16 protein-coding genes are annotated in these 18,133 nt (G+C 55.1%); 2 read left to right on the top strand and 14 right to left on the bottom strand.

The window, feature by feature from the left end; genetic code table 11:
- Positions 1 to 3: 3 nt before the first annotated feature.
- The 13 genes from AC01ZF_RS04240 to AC01ZF_RS04300 form a co-directional block, all read right to left on the bottom strand.
- Positions 4 to 657, bottom strand: a complete 654-nt coding sequence (locus AC01ZF_RS04240) for a phosphodiester glycosidase family protein (protein ID WP_424674491.1) — start codon at positions 655 to 657, stop codon at positions 4 to 6.
- A gap of 386 nt (positions 658 to 1,043) precedes the next feature.
- Positions 1,044 to 1,511, bottom strand: a complete 468-nt coding sequence (locus tag AC01ZF_RS04245) for a flavin reductase family protein (RefSeq protein WP_424674490.1) — start codon at positions 1,509 to 1,511, stop codon at positions 1,044 to 1,046.
- Positions 1,508 to 2,005, bottom strand: a complete 498-nt coding sequence (locus tag AC01ZF_RS04250) for an acyl-CoA thioesterase (RefSeq protein ID WP_424674489.1) — start codon at positions 2,003 to 2,005, stop codon at positions 1,508 to 1,510. Before AC01ZF_RS04250 ends, AC01ZF_RS04245 begins: the two co-directional genes overlap by 4 nt.
- A gap of 94 nt (positions 2,006 to 2,099) precedes the next feature.
- Positions 2,100 to 3,239: an ABC transporter permease gene (locus tag AC01ZF_RS04255; protein WP_424674488.1), complete on the bottom strand. Its 1,140-nt coding sequence runs from the start codon at positions 3,237 to 3,239 to the stop codon at positions 2,100 to 2,102.
- 24 nt (positions 3,240 to 3,263) lie between these two features.
- Entirely contained in the window at positions 3,264 to 4,817 is a 1,554-nt protein-coding gene (locus AC01ZF_RS04260; RefSeq protein ID WP_424674487.1) for an ABC transporter ATP-binding protein, read from the bottom strand.
- A 190-nt stretch (positions 4,818 to 5,007) separates the two neighbouring features.
- Positions 5,008 to 6,048, bottom strand: coding sequence for an adenosine deaminase (gene add, locus AC01ZF_RS04265; RefSeq protein WP_428111261.1), 1,041 nt, complete (start codon positions 6,046 to 6,048; stop codon positions 5,008 to 5,010).
- 57 nt (positions 6,049 to 6,105) lie between these two features.
- Positions 6,106 to 7,191, bottom strand: a complete 1,086-nt coding sequence (prfA, locus tag AC01ZF_RS04270) for a peptide chain release factor 1 (protein ID WP_424674485.1) — start codon at positions 7,189 to 7,191, stop codon at positions 6,106 to 6,108.
- 158 nt (positions 7,192 to 7,349) lie between these two features.
- Positions 7,350 to 7,553 carry a 30S ribosomal protein S21 gene (gene rpsU / locus AC01ZF_RS04275; protein ID WP_012256396.1) on the bottom strand — a complete coding sequence of 68 codons (204 nt, stop codon included), beginning with the start codon at positions 7,551 to 7,553 and terminating at the stop codon, positions 7,350 to 7,352.
- Between the two features lie 212 nt (positions 7,554 to 7,765).
- Entirely contained in the window at positions 7,766 to 9,673 is a 1,908-nt protein-coding gene (locus AC01ZF_RS04280) for an alpha-amylase family glycosyl hydrolase (protein ID WP_424674484.1), read from the bottom strand.
- A gap of 60 nt (positions 9,674 to 9,733) precedes the next feature.
- A complete protein-coding gene (locus AC01ZF_RS04285; protein WP_424674483.1) occupies positions 9,734 to 10,834 on the bottom strand; it encodes a sugar ABC transporter permease in 1,101 nt (366 codons plus the stop codon).
- Positions 10,827 to 11,906 carry a carbohydrate ABC transporter permease gene (locus tag AC01ZF_RS04290; RefSeq protein ID WP_424674482.1) on the bottom strand — a complete coding sequence of 360 codons (1,080 nt, stop codon included), beginning with the start codon at positions 11,904 to 11,906 and terminating at the stop codon, positions 10,827 to 10,829. Before AC01ZF_RS04290 ends, AC01ZF_RS04285 begins: the two co-directional genes overlap by 8 nt.
- An 88-nt stretch (positions 11,907 to 11,994) precedes the next feature.
- The gene (locus AC01ZF_RS04295) at positions 11,995 to 13,230 is read right to left on the bottom strand and encodes an extracellular solute-binding protein (protein WP_424674481.1); all 1,236 of its coding nucleotides are present in this window, start codon (positions 13,228 to 13,230) and stop codon (positions 11,995 to 11,997) included.
- Positions 13,231 to 13,305: 75 nt separating this feature from the next.
- Positions 13,306 to 13,758 carry a MarR family winged helix-turn-helix transcriptional regulator gene (locus AC01ZF_RS04300; RefSeq protein WP_424674480.1) on the bottom strand — a complete coding sequence of 151 codons (453 nt, stop codon included), beginning with the start codon at positions 13,756 to 13,758 and terminating at the stop codon, positions 13,306 to 13,308.
- A gap of 231 nt (positions 13,759 to 13,989) precedes the next feature.
- Here AC01ZF_RS04300 and AC01ZF_RS04305 point away from each other — a divergent pair, with 231 nt between their 5' ends.
- Positions 13,990 to 15,546, top strand: a complete 1,557-nt coding sequence (locus AC01ZF_RS04305) for a PucR family transcriptional regulator (protein WP_424674479.1) — start codon at positions 13,990 to 13,992, stop codon at positions 15,544 to 15,546.
- Positions 15,547 to 15,611: 65 nt separating this feature from the next.
- On the opposite strand, the gene AC01ZF_RS04310 is transcribed toward AC01ZF_RS04305, so the two are convergent.
- On the bottom strand, positions 15,612 to 17,021 hold the full coding sequence (locus AC01ZF_RS04310; protein ID WP_428111256.1) for an LCP family protein: 1,410 nt from the start codon (positions 17,019 to 17,021) through the stop codon (positions 15,612 to 15,614).
- A gap of 190 nt (positions 17,022 to 17,211) precedes the next feature.
- Here AC01ZF_RS04310 and gnd point away from each other — a divergent pair, with 190 nt between their 5' ends.
- A complete protein-coding gene (gnd, locus tag AC01ZF_RS04315) occupies positions 17,212 to 18,114 on the top strand; it encodes a phosphogluconate dehydrogenase (NAD(+)-dependent, decarboxylating) (RefSeq protein WP_428111254.1) in 903 nt (300 codons plus the stop codon).
- The last annotated feature ends 19 nt before the right edge of the window (positions 18,115 to 18,133 follow it).

Below are 18,133 nucleotides of genomic sequence, written 5' to 3' on the forward strand. Positions count from 1 at the left end.
CTGTCAAAGGGGAAGTACCAGCAGGGCAAAGGGCAAAGGGACAAAGGAGTCGATCCGGATATTGCCGTGGTCACTCTGCGCCATCAATCCACTCGATGAGCCACCATCGAGATTAACAGCGATGGTAAGTTCAAGATCGGCGGTCGCTAAAAATTGTGACCATTCCGCAAGGCTAAAGCTGGCGGCGGGCGCAACGATGAGCAGCACATGTCCTTGATCATCGAGCGCGATAGCGCTGCGACGCGCGCGTTGACCATCTTCATCGGTATATGCGGCAGTGCCATCCGAACGTACCAACAGCGGCCATCCTTGAATTGCTTGCTCGAAAACGGTACCGTCGTAGGGTTGCTCGGCCAATGGCCACAGGTGCGGTCTCCCTTCTGCATCAACCGCAAACATTCCACCCTGCTCGACGTAACTTTGGCCAATGATCTGCCGATTACTGATCAGCAAGGCGACCGGCTCACCAGCTCTGTTAAAAAAACCACCGTTAATTGCAGCGACCGCACTGTATTGCGCAGCCCACGCACTCAGCATCCGTGGCGCGGTCGGATCGTAGCCTACTACGAACCGTACCTGCGTTGGATCGACGCGAATAACCTGCACGGATGAACCCGGTGCATCAAGGCGACGGAATTCAATCCCGGTTGTCAGCACTTGCCACTCCTGAACTGTGGCTGTCGGAGAAGCAGGGACGGTGGGCATGAGCGTAGGTATTTGAACCGGTCCGTGCATCGGTGTCGGTGACCCACTACACGCCGCTAACCAGAGGAGGCATAGCAGCCAGTACTTCAGTATGGCGGGCCAGTGCGATCTGAATTGGCAAGAAGGTCGGTAATTAGTCATACTGGTGCGGCTGCCATAGTTCATGCCGTTAACGTAACCATCAGCCGTGTCAGGGGATCGTGCTGATCGGTGTGTTTCCTTACAATAGCTTGGGGCAACTATACCACGCCCTTGTGGGTCACACACCACTGTGCTCATGCACCCGCCATCTATATCCGCTCTTGCCATTCATGAGTTGCCCGAACGCGCTGACTCACCTACCCCAACTGGTGGTACCCCGACCGATAGTACAGGAGCGGTCGTCCGCCAAACACACGTGCATCTACTACTTCGCCGGTAAAGATAGTATGGTCGCCACCGGGCAACGCACTATGCAGGCGGCACTCAATCTGGGCCAACACGCCATTGAGGAGTGGTAAGCCACGCGGCGAGAGGGTAAAACTGTGTGGCGCAAACTTTTCACCATCGTGCATGGCGAAGCGACGTGAGAGGTATTCTTGATCTTCAGACAGAATATTGACGGCGAACTGCCCGGCAGCAGCGATCACATCGTGGCTGGCGGCAGAACGGTCGATACATACGAGCACGAGTGGCGGATATAAGGAAAGCGACGCAAACGAACTGACCGTCAGTCCGGCCAACCGACCTTCGTAATTCGTGGTAACTACCGTCACTCCCGAGGCAAAATGGCTCATCGTTTGGCGAAACAGTGATTCGTCGATCATCGTTTTCCTGCATTACGGCGCGCAGCGATGGCAGCGTGGATCTCGGCTCCAATCGCGTGTTCGGCGCGGGCTTCGTCGTCAAGTAAGAGGAGTTGCGGCACGGTTGGCGAAGGGCCACCGTCACGATTAATCGCAACCATACTAAAATAGCCAGTTGTACAGAGGCGACGGTCGCCGATCAACGGATGTTCGGCGAAAAGGTGAACGCGTACAACCATTGAGCTGCGTCCGACATAAATCACACGTGAGAAGGCTTCAACGATTTCGCCTTGCCCAATCGGCGTGCGAAAATCGATCCGTTCCGTTGAAGCCGTAACAACCGGCAAACGGCAGAAGCGCAGGGCGGCGATAGCAGCAGCTTTATCCATCAGTGCCATCACGTCACCGCCAAACATCGTTCCGTAGCCGTTGGTCTGATGTGGCAAGATGATCTCGGCCATCCGCTCTTCGGCGGCAGCTTTAGCCGGACGATTTTGCATGGTGATGTCATCCATAGTGTTTGCTGAGGTATAGAGCGGCGCTCACCTGAGCGCCGCCGTTGCGATATTCCTCTGTGCGATAGAAGTTGGGGCTGCGTGGTCGGTACCGTTACCCGCCCCATCCCTTCGAGAGTTGCGTCTCTTCGCCGGGTTTACGTTTGGGTAGCCGATAGATAAACCGCACAATCTGGTCGGCGGCAACGAACATAATGATCAGTGCCTGGACTATCTTGATCACGTCGATGGACAGGCTAGCTCGTACCTGCATTAGGCGAGCACCGGTCAGCAAACCGCCCCACAGCAACCCCGAAAAGATAATCCCAACCGGATTAGCACGGGCCAAAAGGGCTACGGCAATCGCGTCGAAGCCGAGGCCGGAAAAGAAATCAGCACTCAGCGCCCCCCGAACACCGATCACTTCAATTGCACCGGCAATCCCGGCCAGCCCACCGGCCAACGCCATCGCCAAAACGATGGTGCGAGGCACGCTCATCCCGGCGTAGCGGGCAGCATTCGGATTTGTGCCGGCAGTGCGCATCTCGAAACCTAGCGTCGTGCGGTAGAGCAGCCAGGCGACGACAAAGACAAGTACGAGTGCTAGCGGAATGCCGAGGTGCAGTACCGTCGAACTCCCAACTTGAATACCGGGTAAGCGAGCTGTCTCAACAATCAGCCGTGACCGGGCACCGGTCGTGTCGGCAGGATCGCCCAAAATGTAGGGTGTCTTACTACGGATGAGCCAGTCGGTCATACGAAGGGCAATGTAGTTGAGCATGATCGTATTGATCACCTCGTGCGCCCCGGTGCGAGCTTTGAGAAAACCGGCAATAGCGGCCCAGGCTGCCCCACCAAGTGCGCCGGCGATCAACGCGGTCGGAATGTGAAAAATCGCCGGCATTTGCAACGTTGTCCCGATCACGACCGCAGCAACAGCCCCGGCGTAGAGTTGGCCTTCTGCACCAATATTAAACAAGCCGGCTTTGAAGGCTAACGCTACGCACAAACCACAGATGATAAACGGTGTCGAACGCACAACCGTATCGGCGATGGCCCGTGGCGAGCCAAATGAGCCTTCCCAGAGGCCAATATAGGCGGCTTGCCAGTCCGCACCGGTAATTCCGATAATGAATGCGCCGACCACCAACGCGCTAAACACCGCAAGGATCGGCACTAGTATTCCCGACCAGCGATCCCAAAAGTGGCGGAGCGCCGAGGGTCGTACTCCTGTTTCGGTGGCTGCTTGCGCCATGCTGTTCTCCCTGACTGCTCGCGCTTAGGCAACAACCGGTAGCGAGCGATCGAGCGTCGCACCGGCCATCAACAGACCAAGTTCTTCGCGTGAGAGTTCGCCGTTTTTCACCGTTGCGACGATCTGGCCGTGATACATGACGGCAATGCGGTCGGCCAGAGACAAAATCTCATCGAGTTCGGCGGATACCAGTAAGATAGCAACGCCCTCATCACGCTTTTTCACGATCTGATTATGGATAAACTCTATCGAACCGACGTCAATCCCACGGGTTGGTTGAGCCGCGATCAGCAATTTCAGCGGGCGGGTAAACTCGCGGGCCACAATCAGCTTTTGCTGGTTACCACCGCTCAGTGAACTAGCCGGTACGTGGATGCTCGGTGTGCGCACATCGAACTCGGCAACCAAACGTGTGCAATGCTCGCTAATGGCCTGATCGTTGCGCACAATCCCGTTGGCAAACGGCGGCAAATAGTACAATTCCAGAACTGAGTTATCGGTCAGCGGGTACGAGGTCACTAACCCGTCGCGCTGACGATCTTCGGGAATATGGGCCACACCCAACTCGCTAATGTTACGTGGTGTAGCGTTGGTCACATCAACACCGGCAATCCGAACAGTGCCGGCTTCACTTGGCCGCAGACCGGTGAGTGCCGCAACCAGTTCGGTTTGGCCGTTGCCTTGTACGCCAGCGATTCCGAGGATCTCACCTGCGCGTATTTCGAGAGTGACTCCACGTACTGCCAACAAATGACGGTCATCGCGCACATGCAAGTCACGGACTTCGAGAACCGGCTCGCCGGGGTGAGCCGGCTGCTTCTCAACTTTTAAAATAACTTCGCGTCCGACCATCATCGCGGCCAGACTCGCTTCAGTCGCTTGCGCCGGGGTCGTTTCACCGACTACCCTACCATTACGCAGCACGATAATCCGGTCGGCAACCTCAAGAACTTCACGCAACTTATGCGTAATGAAGATGATCGAAGCGCCTTGAGCCGTCAGTGTACGCATAACCCGCACGAGATCGTCAGCCTCTTGCGGCGTCAGCACTGCGGTTGGCTCATCGAGAATGAGAATATCGGCGTTTCGATAAAGCGCCTTGATAATCTCAACGCGCTGCTGTGCCCCTACATCAAGATCGGCAACTAAAGCATCAGGGTCAACGGGGAGGCCATACTGGGCGGAGATAGCCCGAATGCGTTCAGCAGCCTGTTTGCGGTTAAGGAACGGGCCGTTGGTGACTTCGTTCCCGAGGATGATGTTTTCGGTTACGGTCATCACCGGTACCAATTGGAAGTGCTGGTGTACCATTCCGATCCCACGGGCAATCGATTCATGCGGATTACTAATCCGGATTGGTTCACCCTTGACAAAGATTTCGCCCTCGTCTTGATGGTACAGCCCGTACAGAATATTCATGAGTGTTGATTTACCGGCGCCGTTTTCGCCGAGCAAGGCCAATACCTCGCCCTTGTGTAGCTTCAGCGACACATTGTCATTAGCGATGACACCGGGAAAGCGTTTGGTAATCCCGCGAGCTTCCAGTACAACTGATCGTTCCTGGCCGTTCTGTGTCACTGGTGACCTCGTGTAACTTGACTATCGCCGATTGAATTGATAAGCACGTCTTGTACAGACAGCGCTGGGGATCGTTTCCGCAGCGCAGATTCACGCATCGGTGCGCACCGGCTTGCCTTGCCGCAGTACGAACGCTCCATTCACGATATATCGTATTGTAGCATATTCTGTCGGTTGCACCGGCAATTGTTCATACACCGAGTTCGGTGCGTAGGGTTTGGAGATGATGTTCAACGGTGGTGATAAGGGCAGCCCGTTCATCTATCGGTAAGAAGGCGGCTTGTGCCGCAGTGCGTGTGATCTGACAGAACTCATCGGCAGTAAAACCGAGATAGGTGACCGCACGGCGAAATTCTTCACTGATCGTGGTCTCGAAGAAGGTGGGGTCATCGGAATTGATCGTGACCAATACGCCGTTATCGTATAACCGACGTAGGGGATGACTCGACCATGTTGGAACCGCTTTTGTGCGAACATTGCTACTCGGACAAACATCGAGCACGATCTGGCGTTCGGTCAGGGTCTGCATCAGCAACGGATCATTCACACTGCGGATGCCGTGACCGATCCGGCTTACTGCGAGGACATCAATTGCGCCCCACACACTGGTCGGCCCAACCACTTCGCCGGCGTGGGCCATCACTCCTAGGCCGGCGGTGCGGGCGGCGGTGAACAGATCGATAAACTCTTCGGGTGGATGACCGATCTCATTCCCACCGATTGACCATCCTACCACACCGTAGGAACGGCATGCGATGGCCGTCTCGAGGATCGGCCATGCAGCAGCGGCACCATACTGGCGGCCATAATCGAGGACCAACCCCACCCGTGGCCCTCCGTATTGCGCAGCACGGGCAAAACCGGCGGCAGTACCGGCCAGCGTCTCGACGAGATCGACGCCACGCCGCACGTGTTGCATCGGTGACAACATCACTTCGGCGTAGACAACACGCTGTGCTGCCAGTTGCATGCCCAGTTCGAAAGCCAGCAATTCAAAATCTTCGCCGGACACGATAGTTGCCGCGAGCGCCATAAATGTATCGAGAAAGGCGTGAAAATCGTCGTAATGGAAGAGTTGCGCCAATTCTTGTTCGGTACTCACGGGAAGAGGGATACCGTTGCGTCGGCTTAGCTCTAGAAAGGTGCGAGGGGCAACGGCACCTTCGAGGTGAAGGTGTAATTCGATTTTGGGCATGCGTTCAATAAAAGCCGCGAGCGCCGGTGTCAGCATGATTTTCTTCCCGGAGTCGGAACGATATTGCGTAGTATTATAGCGTGTCTACGTAAGTTAATTGTTGCTGATGCCGCTCGCTCGCAGCCGTTCGGCAGTATCGTACACGATCAGGGCCTCGATGATCTTATCGAGTTCACCGTCGAGTACTGCCGGCAAGTTTGAGAAGTTTTGACCGATGCGATGATCGGTAATGCGATCTTGGGGGAAGTTGTAGGTGCGAATCTTTTCAGCGCGCTCCCCACTGCCGACTTGAGCCAGCCGTGAGGCACCGATTTCGCGTTGGCGCTTCTCTTGTTCACGCGCATAGAGCCGAGCGCGCAAGACGGTCATAGCTCGTTCACGGTTTTGAATCTGCGAACGGCCATCTTGGCAGGTGACGACTATCTCTTCCGGGGTGCCGGGCTTGTACACGATCCGCACTGCCGAGTCGGTCGTATTCACTCCTTGCCCACCGTGACCAGCACTGCGAAAGACATCGATACGTAAGTCTTCGGGTTTGATCTCGATCTCGGTCTCTTCGACCTCCGGCAACACAGCGACGGTCGCGGTTGATGTATGGATGCGCCCACGTGCTTCGGTTGCCGGTACTCGTTGCACGCGATGTACCCCACCCTCGTATTTCAACTGACTGTACGCCCCTTCACCGTGAATCTGGAAAATGACTTCTTTAATCCCGCCAATACCATTTTCGGTAAGGCTATCGACTTCTACCTTCCATCCTCGCGACTCGGCAAAGCGGGTGTACATGCGGAAGAGGTCGGCGGCAAACAAGGCTGCTTCGTCGCCACCTTCACCCTGCCGAATTTCCATAATGACATCTTTCGAGTCGTTGGGATCGCGTGGCAACAAGAGTACTTTCAATTGCTCTTCGAGGGTAGCAAGCCGCTTACGTTGGGTATCGAGTTCCTCTTGCGCCAAAGCGCGCAGTTCGGGATCGTTCTCATCGAGCATCGCCTCGGCCTCAGCAATGGCACGCTGGGCCACCTGGTATTCGCGGTAGGTAGTAACAATATCTTCTAATTCACGCTGTTCACGCGCATACTGCTGCAAGAGGGTGACATTGGTTGCCACCTCGGGCTGAGCCATAAGCTGAGTCAATTCATCGTAGCGCTGAGCAACAGCTTCAAGCTTATCAAACATATGTGACGATTCCTTGGGATGATTTTATCTTTTGGTTAAAAACACTTGCCGGCAAAGCAATGGCTTTTCGTATCACGATCTCTCATGTATTTTTAGATAGTTAGTGGCACAATGCGCGCGTAACCGCATCAGCGCATCGTGCCACCGATAAACGTCTCCTACAAACCAAGAGCGGCAGCTTTCGCCAGCTTCTTGCGGCGATTGCGTTCGGCGCGGCGGCGCTTCTCTTTGCGCTGCTCGCTCTTCGAGATGAAGTGCATCTTCTCGCGGTATGTCTTGGTGATTCGCTCGGCAACGACACCTTTATTGAAGCGACGAATCAGTTGTTCTACCGTTTCACCTTCACGACGTTCAACTCGCATAGCGCTGCTGGATCGGCGGCACGGCACTCACTATCGGCATAGAACTGTCATGCGGCGTGGGGCGTCGCCCAGCTCTATGGTCGTATCCGCGATCCTCTCTCATCACCTCCTTCGTGCTAGATTTGGTGTGCCCCGCAGCAGCGGCAATGCCGTGATCCCTACACCGAAGCAATAGTATACCGGAAGGTTCTCGAAACTGCAACTCTCCGGTTCTAGGACAATTGTCGTAACACAGCACCGCCATACGCCGGGAGCCACACCTTTCCGGCAACGATTTCGGCAGTTTGCGTGACGAACGCTATGTCCCATGTTCCTGCCGGGAGTGGTATGCTACCGGCCTGTGATGAATGATGAAGCGCAACCAACCACGTTTCGCCGTTGGCAGTACATGTATAGGCGAGTTGTCCGTGGTGGTCATCGATGTGGGAAAAGGTGCGCTGACCACGCCAGACGGCCGTTGTAGACCGGCGGAAGGCGCCGAGTCGACAGTAAAATGCCAACAGTTCACGATCTTGGGCCTCACTCCACAGCATCGGTAGCCGTGATTCTTCAGGGTGACCACTGCCATCGGCATGGCGAACATCGAGGCGCTGGCTTAGTCCGACTTCCGTACCGTAGTAGAGAATCGGTGTGTGTGGTAGTGTGTATTGACAGAGGGCGGCGAGCCGGAGCCGACGGGTATCACCACGGACCACCCACAAAAAGCGGTTCATATCGTGATTGTCGAGGAAACTGGGCAAAGCGAAGCCGGTGGGGAAGTATGCCAAATGACGTTGGAGAAAGACGGCAAAGGCGCTGGCATTCATTTCATCGAAAGCGAAGAAACGACGCAACGCTTGCAACAGCAAGAAATCGAGACACCCATCGAGCCGACCGTAATACGAGCGCAGAATGTCGGCAGTATCGACTGCTTCACCGAGCAAGACACAATCAGGCTTGACGGTACGCATCGCAGCCCGAAAGACCGTCCAGAAATCGTGTGAGGGGCCAATGGTGTAGTCGAGCCGGTAGCCGTCTATTCCCTGTTCGAGCCAGTAACGAGCCGCATCGATCATAAATTGTCGCGCCGCCGGATGATCGAGATCGAGTTGTGGTAATTCGTGTACGCCAAAAAACGAGACGTAGCGGTCGGGGTAGCGGGTAAAAATAAACCAATCCCGTTCTGGGCTGGTCGGGTCGCTGATTGCACGTTGGAAGATGGGGTGTTGGTTCGAGAAGTGGTTGGCGGTGAAATCGAGGAGCACGCGCAGGCCGCGATCATGAGCGGCAGCAAGTAGATGTTGCAGATCGATCATGGTACCTAACCGCGGCTCGACGCTGTAGTAATCGGTGGCATCGTAGCCGTGGTGAGACGGTGAAGGAAAGAGTGGGGAGAGCCAAATGGCAGTTGTGCCCAGACTGGCGATATAGTCGAGCTGAGCGGTAATACCGGCTAACGTACCCCCGTAAATCCCCATCGGTGTCGGTGGATCGGCGAATTGCCGACCGGGGCCGGGGTGAAAACGGTCGATAAAGATATGGTAGATCAGCGCTTCATTGAGCCACGCCGGTGTTCCCTCATCGCCGACGCGGTAGGCACACGTGCGGGGACGACGGTAGAACGTGAGGTTGAACTCTGCGCCCATCTCGCGCAGATAGTGATCGCCGGGGCCGGGTTGCCCGATCACGCTCCCATCGCCTTCAGTCGCGCCGATCACTTCGCTGTACCATAGCGAACCCTTGCCTTCACGTAGCCACGCTTCAATCCGATAACGCACGACGGTGCCGGTGGCCTGGGGAGGTAACTCTATCATCCATTCTTCGGCATACCCCCACAGCAAGGTGTCCCACTGACTGGCGATGCGCTGACCGGAAGCTACTGCACTGCCGGGCGCAGGCTGACCACGCTGCCCCGCCGGTTCGCTGCCATCGGTGGTGTAGTAGACACTGACGCAATCGGCAGTAATCGATGGACCAAGAGTCACAAATAGCCGCACCGGCTCACCGGCTTTGGGGGCAGATGGTTCCATACGGTAGCGGTGCGAAATACCGGCCAATTCAGCGCGCACATAACCAAGCCGGCGGCTGTCGGTGGCCATCGTGCCAAAAATAAAATCGGCAGAAACGTGTATCTGTTCCACAGTGATCAATCCTCTAATAGACAGTACTACTTCGGCGACGGTGTAGTGTCGCTATCGAGATTACCCCTTCACGCCACCTAGGGTTAGCCCACCGACGATATACCGCTGCAACAGTAGATAGACAATCGCTACCGGCAGCGACAACAAGATCGAAAACGCAGCGAAACGCGACCACGGAATTTGCCCGGCGTACTGGCCGGTCATATTGTAAAGGGACATCGCCAACGTAAAATCTTTAGGATCGGTAAGGAACTGCCACGACAAAAAGAACTCGGTCCAACCGCCGGCAAAGCCCAGAAACCCGGTCACGGCTAATGCAGGAGTAGCCAGCGGTAACACTATCTGAAAGAAGACCTGATTAGGAGAAGCACCATCGATAATCGCAGCTTCTTCCAGCTCTTTCGGAATCGTATCGAGATACCCCTTAAGGTTCCAAATTGCAAACGGTAGGGCGCCTGATACCATTGCAATGCCGACCCCAAGCAACGAATTGCGCAACACAAACACGTCGCTCCGTGCTGGAGTTAACCCGCCATAGATCAAACCAAGACTGATAACTAAGCCCACCGCGCCGAAGAAATAGTTGCCCGGCCCGGCAGAACCCAAGCGAATAGCCGGAGCAACGGCGAATATGGTCAGTCCAAGGAGCATCAGACCTGCCAGTATCAACACGATACTCAGTATCGCACTACTAATGCGGATACTATTGAGCAGTGCGAAGAGCGGGGCAATAGTAGCGACACTCGGCAGGACGGTAATCGCCAGCACGGCAATCATCATAAACTGACGACCGGGAAATTTAAACCGCGAGAACGCATACGCTGCACTGACGCCGACAAGTAACGAAAATGCCGATACGCCACCGGCAAGGCGAACACTGTTGAAGGCCAGTTCGGCGAAGGTCACCGGATTGGCGGTTGGGCGGTCGAGCACCTGCAAATACGCTTGGAGGGACGCGCCGGGAGGGATCAGGTTTAGCTCGGTAGGACGCGAGATGTTCCGTGGATCGAGCGACATGCTCACAATCCAAAGGATGGGAAACAGCACCGTCGCGGCGATAAACAGACAGATTGCCTGCAAGATCAGTTGCTGCCACCACTGTAACCGACGACCGGCGGAGGTACTGCCTGAACGGCGAGGATGAGCAGTTACACTAGACATCGTAGCTCTCCGTGGCGCGCGAAATCTTGTTGGTAATTAAGAAGATCGGGATCAGCACCAGCGCAATGATTACCGAGAAAGCGGCTGCGACGCCGTAGAGTTGGTTAACGTTGATCAGCTTAAACGCCTGCGTCACCATGATCTCGGTACGACCGAGTGGCCCACCACCGCTCATAAAATAGATCACGTGGAAGAGGTTGAATGTCGTTACAATTCCAACCATTGCAGCCGGAACCATTGCCGGACGTAGCAATGGTAGGGTGATCCGCCAAAACTGCTGCATCCCGGTTGCACCGTCAATACTCGCCGCTTCGTACATCTCTTTTGGGATCGACTGCAACGCACCAGTGGCGACGATGGTCATAAACGGCCAACCGAGCCAAATGTTGGCGATAAGCATTGCGTAATAGCTGAGCGGTAGGCCAATGCCGGGAATAGGGTCTTGGATCTGATTAAACCAGCGGATTTGGACCGGATCGAAGCCAAAAGGGGTGATAATAAGGTTGATCAATTGGTTGATCGAACCATACTGATCATCAAACATGTTACGCCAGACGGTGGCAACCACAATATTGGGTAACACCATCGGTAAGATATAAATAGCACGGTAGATTTTACGTCCCCAAAGACCTTCTACATTCAGCAGGACAGCAATAATGATACCAAGTGCAACGTGAAACCCAACATTTGAGAAGGTCCACCATAGATTAAATGCAAGTAATCGCCAAAAGTCAAAATTACCGCCCAGTCGAGCAACGAATTGGGGGTTGTTGGTAATAATATCGAGATAATTTTTGAAGCCAACGTATTGAGCTGGGCGGTAGTTAGGTGGCGTAGCTCCATTAGGACCGAAAGGGTTGAGGGTTTGCTTGCCCTCTTCTTTGATTACCCCGTAATCGGTAAACGACATCCAGACTTGAAATGCCAGCGGGTAGAAGGTAACGACCAGCATAATGATCAGCGCCGGCAACAGGTAGATAAGCGGGGTACGTAATTGTTTCCACCCCTCACGCAGGGCCGATCGCGACGTCTGGGCCGATGGTGAGGCCAGCTCCGGGTTCGTGATTGCCATATGCAATTCCTCTCGCGGTTGGACTTGGTGCCGATAATGATACCATTGCCGGCCCCTCAGTGTCGAGGAGCCGGCAAGGTACAGGCATTTACTTACCGTTTGCGGTGTTCATCAGCGCACAGGCTTCGGCCACAGCCGCAGCCGGATCGGCGCCACCATCGAGTACCTTCGTCATGGCGTCGCCAAAGGGGCCCCAGTAGTTGTCGAGTTCAGGAATCTGTGGCCGTGGTACACCGGTCGCCGAAGCTTGGGCAAACGCTTGCACTAGTGGGTCGGAAATCTGAACTTTGGTGCTTACCGGCACATGACCGGCCTCGTCGACATATACCTTCATCGACTCAGGGCTGGTCAGGAACATTGCTAATGCGACGGCACCGGCAATGTTTTGGCTGTTGATGCTAACGTAGAAGCCATCAACACCGGTGAGCGGCCCGGCAGGTTTGGTAGCGCCTGGCATCGGTGCCACACCGAGGTTATCGCCTAACACGGCGCGGTAGTCACCGAGTACCCAAGGGCCGTTGATGATCATGTCGGCCTTGCCATCCTTGAACAACGAATCGGCCTGCCCACCGTCGGTCGAGAAGGTGACGGTTGGCACCTCCTTCAACGCCTTGAGGTAAGCGAACCACTCAGGACCACCGACCTGATCGGCAATGCACTTGCCGTTATTATCCATCAGTTGGCCGCCAAATGCCTGCAACCAGCCGAAATTGTGGTAGGCATTCTGGTTGAGCACCAGCGTCTTGCCCTCTTTGACCATGGCCAACAGCTCATCGGTCGTTGTTGGCGGGTTTGTAATCTTGCTCTTGTTGTAATAGAGCGCTACCGCCTTGAACGACTCGGGAATACCGTATAGCTTGCCATTGAGCGACATACCGGCCACACCGGTCGGCGCGACATCGGTCAGCATGCTCTGATACTCGCTGAGATCGGCCAAGACGCCGGCGCGAATCTGGCTACCGAGACTATCGTTCGGGGCGATGAACATATCAGGCCCACCACCGGACGATACTTCGTTGTTGAACTTGTTGAAAATCTGGTCGAATGGGATTTGTAACACATTGATGGTAGCCTGCGGATACGCAGCACGGGCACGGTCGATCAGTAGATTGATGGCCTTCTCTTCGGCGCTGCCGGTTCCGTAGGCGTGCCAGAGCGTGACAGTACCGGTAATCGCCATTCCGCCGGTAGCAGGTTGGCTAGCAGCAGTCGGTTGAGCGGGGGCCGATGTCGGCTGAGCGGGAGTGGGAGCTGAACCACAAGCAGCGAGGAAGGTAGCGAACAGAGCGAGCAGGGTAAGCAGTGAAAACATCGAACGCTTCACAAGTTCCTCCTTTGTTCGAGGCAACAGTGCCTAATCAACCATATAACACCGTTCGAGAGTTGTTGAGTATGTCCATTAACGATCAGATTCGAGCGATAGATCACCTCCCTTTGTATCAAACTTACCGTGCTGCGAGATGTTCAATTGGTGGCGGAGTTTGAGCAGCAAGCGGGTAAGCGTATCGCACTCAGCTTGATCAAGCACCGACCACCGTCGGATAAGCGATTCACGGTGAGCTGCTCGTACCTTTGCCAGATGTAAACGACCCTGTGGCGTGAGAACGATCCGCTGAACTCGCCGATCGGTTGGATCCGCTACTCGTTCAACGTAATGAAGAGCGCACAACCGATCGACCAGGCGCGTGGTACTACTTTTGTCGATCAAAAGATAGTGGCTCAGATCCGACAACCGTACCCCATGGTGCTCATCCAGCAGCAACAGTGCTGCGTACTGGGTAGGATTGAGCTGGAATTGGCGTAATACGCGACGATCGCCATCGTCCAGCAGAACATAAATTTCTTGGATCATACGGTGCTGCTCGATGCCGGATGGCGCCATAGAATTACTTTGTTGTCAATCGAATAGTTGTATTTTGAATTATTGTGTAAGCGATTATATCCCATGAGACAACTGTTTGTCAAGCAGTGACGTTGTACCTCTGCTGCCGAAGCCGATGGGCTTCCCGGTGCTTATCGATACGGTTCAGAAACGGGTATAATATGAATTAGACTCTGTGATAACGATTGTTGTTGGGTTTGTATGACAACCATCACCGTGCGCGATGTTGTGCGATTGGCGTTGCCGGATGGAACCACGGTAGCTGCCGGTACTGCTGGCTTAGGCCGTCAAGTGACTTGGATTGCCACCCTGCGAGCAACATTACCAGCCTTTGCCGAACTTCGCGGCGGTGAACTTGCCTTGCTATCGGTTGCAGCGGCACAAGCGCTTGATCCACGGTTAACGCTGGACGTATTGATACGTCGCTTGGCGCAAGCACCGGTGCCAATTGCCGGGGTGGTTGCCTTAGGTGCCATCACGCCGAGCGATGTGCAGGCGGCGGAGGAAGCCCGGTTACCATTGTTGCAATTGCCCGATGATGCCGATCTACGGGAAGTTGAGCGCGAGATTAAGCGTTTGATTACCGATTATGAAGCGCAGTTTGAACGTCGCGCTGCTCAACTGTACGACTTGCTTACCCAGTGCTCGTTGCAAGGTGGCGGGATCGGCGGGTTACTCGATCTGTTGCACGAGCGGACCGGCCAGAGTATCGCTTGTTATGCTCCAAACGGCGTACTGCGCGCGCAACGTGGGCGTGGTCAGGCGCGGTTGGCGTTGCAGGCTTTGCGCCCAACTGCGCGTGGTGAGATAATGTTGCTCAATCAGCAGGTTTGGGTTGAGCCGATCGGTAATCAAAATGTACCAACCGGCTACGTCGCCATTGCCGGTCCTACGCTTGATCGGTGGGATCAGACGGCTGTGCAGCGGGGTGCGCTGGCGTTGGCGTTAGAGCTGGCGAAGGAACAAGCCGTACAGGCGGCTGAGGAACGGCTGCGCGGTGACTTTATCGCCAGTATTCTGGTCGGTACCTCCGGTGATTTCACCGCCGCGATCCAGCGCGGTCAAGAGCTTGGTTATACGCTGAATATGCCTCATACCGCATTGTTGATACATATCGATGCGGCGAGTGTGGCAACCTTAGGACGTGCGGCGGCCAATATTCAGAGTGAGTTGAAGCACCTCAATATCAACGCGCCGATCTCGCGTCGTGAGAGTAGTGTGCTTTGTATGATACCGACGGTGAGTATCGCCCGAACGCGCGAGTTGGCCGAGCAGTTACGCGAACGACTGTTGCCAGATCACCCCAATCTGGTGATAGCGATGGGTACGCCGGTAGCGCATTTGTCTGAATGGCGACGTTCGCTCGAAGAGGCTGAGCAAGCGTTGAGTCTTGGACGCCAGCTTTTTGGCAATGATCGCGTGTTGGCTTTTGCCGATCTTGGTGTGTATCGCTTGTTAATCCGTTTGCGTGAGACGCCTGAACTGTGGTCGTTTTATCGTGAGACGTTGGCTAGCCTTGCGGAGTACGATGCACGCCAGCACGCCGATCTGATCAAGACTCTCGAAGCCTATTTTAACCATCTCGGTAATCTGCGGGCAACTTCTGAGGCGTTATACATTCACCGGAATACACTTCTTTATCGTCTTGAACGGATCAAAGAAATTAGCGGGATGGATCTCGATAATGCTGAAGAGTATTTTGCCTTATGGTTGGCGATCCGTGTCCATCGTATCCTGGCGACCCTAGACGATGGATAATGGACGCACAGGTCGTATCATTTGCGACGGTGCCTGTGTGTCTGCGGAATCGTCAGCCACAATCATTACGGGGCGCGGTCTTTCCCTACGATCACCACAATCTCAGCCTCGCTCACGATCCCCGGCGGTGCATCATTCACCAGATCGGCGTTAAGTACTTGGGCAAGGCGACGGGCGGTAAAGGGGGCATCACCGACCTGATAGACGATAGTTCGTGGGTAGTCTCCTGGTGGCGCATCGGCCGGCATGAGGACGGTAAACCCGTGCGCCTGTAGCTCGTCACTCGTCCACCGTGCTAGCCCCTTCACACCGACACCGTTGAAAACTTGGACTCGTGCCTGTTCGCTCGCTTCTCCCGGTGGGGTTAACCACCGGTCGACGAGTGTAGCTATGTCATTGGAATCCCAAATCAGGTTAGTGCCGTTCGTAGTGACACCCACCTTGCTCGGTTCAATCCGATAACGCCCGATCAGGGCCGGATCGAGGGTCATGGCGATATGCCCTAGCGCCAGTAGCGTATCAATATTCGACAACGGCAAGGTTGTGATGATGGCCGGTGTTGTGCCGTTGCCGGTCACAGCTTGCAGGACTCGTGGCAAGAGGAGGACACGCTCGACCCAGTTGCGTTGGCGAATCTCTTGCATAATTGCCTGCACAACCTGTTGCTGACGTTCGGTGCGACCAAAATCGCTATCGGCGTGGCGGGTACGAGCGTACATCAGCGCACGAGCACCGTCCATTCGTTGTAGGCCGGGTTCAAATTCAACCCGCATCATGCCGTAATCGGGTGTGGGGTAGGCATCGTCAACGATCCGTCGGGGGACATCAATGGTTATCCCGCCAAGCGCATCGATCAGGGCGGCGAAGCCATCGAAGTCGATCTGAACAATGTAATCAACCCGCATGCCGCGCTGATCGAGGTTGAGGAAGGAACTAACCGTCTCGGCGGCGAGGGCCATACCCCCCTGCTCCGGTGTAACTCCCTCACCGTACAGGTCGACGGCATGCCGATAACCGTAGGCATACGCAGCATTGATCTTGCTCGGTCCTCGCTCAGGGAGATCGATTTGGGTATCGCGTGGGATCGAAAGCAAATTGATCCAACCTTTCCTCCCGTCTAATCGTACTAACATCAACGTGTCACTACGTACCCCGTCTTCAGGACGGTCACGACGGATGTCTACCCCGACTACCAGAATGTTTGCTCCCAATAGCGGTGAGGCCGATGCCGACCCGCGTGGATCGGCGACGACAATCTGCCGAGCCAATTGGTGGATCTGCCAGTATCCGATGCCTACTACGGCCACCATCAGTATCGCCAGACCGAGAATAATTCGACCAAATAACCGGTACCAGCTTGGGGGAAGTGTGCTCGGTGGTGATGAACGACGGTGTTGTTTGGGATCAGGTGTACGCCGCATAACTACCGTTGTATCGGTGTAAGGTGAGTGGCCTGAAGGTGGTTGATTCGGCATAGATATACTCCATAGCCAGGTGAATGTTGGAACGCTAGCACGTGTCAATAGACAGATCGTCTGCGTAATGGGTGAGGAGTAGCGAGCAACGATGCTCGTTCATCCGAAACTTCCATTCTCAGACCGGAGTATAATGCCTGTGTCTGAATTGTCAATCGTCTAATAATTTGGAGTTGTCAAGGAGTAGATCATGGAAGTTGGACTGATCGGTCTTGGTCGCATGGGCGCCAATATGGCGATTCGGCTACGCCGTGGCGGTCATAGGGTGATTGTCTATAACCGTACAGTGGCGAAAGCCCATGAGTTGGCGACCGAGCACGATCTGATCGCTGCCGATAGTTTGGCCGATCTGGTTGCGATGCTGACCCCACCGCGCGTCGTTTGGCTCATGTTGCCGGCAGGTGCAGCCACCGACGAACATCTTGCAGCACTTATCCCGCTATTGACGCCGGGTGATATTGTCATTGATGGCGCAAACAATAACTACAAAGCGAGTATTGCGCATGCGGAGCAATTGACGGCGCATGGGTTGCGATTTCTCGATGCCGGCGTGAGTGGTGGCATCTGGGGGTTGCACGTCGGCTATTGTTTGATGATCGGCGGTGACGAAGAGACGTTCCGCTTCGTTGAGCCACTATTGCAGACGCTGGCCCCACCGGATGGTTATCTGTTGTGTGGGCCGCACGGTGCCGGTCATTTCGTCAAAATGATTCACAACGGTATCGAATACGGCATGATGCAGGCCTATGCCGAGGGGTTTGAGATTCTGCGTCAATCGCGTTACAATTTCGATCTCGCCAAGATTAGCCATCTCTGGAATCAGGGCAGTGTCGTGCGATCATGGCTGCTCGAGTTGGCCGAGCGGGCCTTTACTGCCGATGCCGATCTGAGCGGTATCCGCGGTTATGTTGAAGATAGTGGTGAGGGACGGTGGACGGTTCAAGAGAGTATTGATCTCGATGTCCCGGCTCCGATCATTACCCTGTCGCTGCAAATGCGCTTCCGGTCGCGTCAGGAAGATAGCTTTAGTGCGAAGGTGCTCGCAGCGTTACGCCAGCAATTCGGTGGTCATGCGGTGAAGAAAGTGGAATAGGGCTTGAACACAGGGTTTA

It is taken from the genome of Chloroflexus sp., assembly GCF_056331925.1.

Excerpts from the sequence above, each read along its gene's own strand:
- AC01ZF_RS04245 (WP_424674490.1), bottom strand. The coding sequence starts at position 1,511 with ATGATCGACGAATCACTGTTTCGCCAAACGATGAGCCATTTTGCCTCG.
- AC01ZF_RS04250 (WP_424674489.1), bottom strand. The coding sequence starts at position 2,005 with ATGGATGACATCACCATGCAAAATCGTCCGGCTAAAGCTGCCGCCGAA.
- AC01ZF_RS04255 (WP_424674488.1), bottom strand. The coding sequence starts at position 3,239 with ATGGCGCAAGCAGCCACCGAAACAGGAGTACGACCCTCGGCGCTCCGC.
- add (WP_428111261.1), bottom strand. The coding sequence starts at position 6,048 with ATGCTGACACCGGCGCTCGCGGCTTTTATTGAACGCATGCCCAAAATC.
- prfA (WP_424674485.1), bottom strand. The coding sequence starts at position 7,191 with ATGTTTGATAAGCTTGAAGCTGTTGCTCAGCGCTACGATGAATTGACT.
- rpsU (WP_012256396.1), bottom strand. The coding sequence starts at position 7,553 with ATGCGAGTTGAACGTCGTGAAGGTGAAACGGTAGAACAACTGATTCGT.
- AC01ZF_RS04285 (WP_424674483.1), bottom strand. The coding sequence starts at position 10,834 with ATGTCTAGTGTAACTGCTCATCCTCGCCGTTCAGGCAGTACCTCCGCC.
- AC01ZF_RS04290 (WP_424674482.1), bottom strand. The coding sequence starts at position 11,906 with ATGGCAATCACGAACCCGGAGCTGGCCTCACCATCGGCCCAGACGTCG.
- AC01ZF_RS04300 (WP_424674480.1), bottom strand. The coding sequence starts at position 13,758 with ATGATCCAAGAAATTTATGTTCTGCTGGACGATGGCGATCGTCGCGTA.
- AC01ZF_RS04305 (WP_424674479.1), top strand. The coding sequence starts at position 13,990 with ATGACAACCATCACCGTGCGCGATGTTGTGCGATTGGCGTTGCCGGAT.
- AC01ZF_RS04310 (WP_428111256.1), bottom strand. The coding sequence starts at position 17,021 with ATGCCGAATCAACCACCTTCAGGCCACTCACCTTACACCGATACAACG.
- gnd (WP_428111254.1), top strand. The coding sequence starts at position 17,212 with ATGGAAGTTGGACTGATCGGTCTTGGTCGCATGGGCGCCAATATGGCG.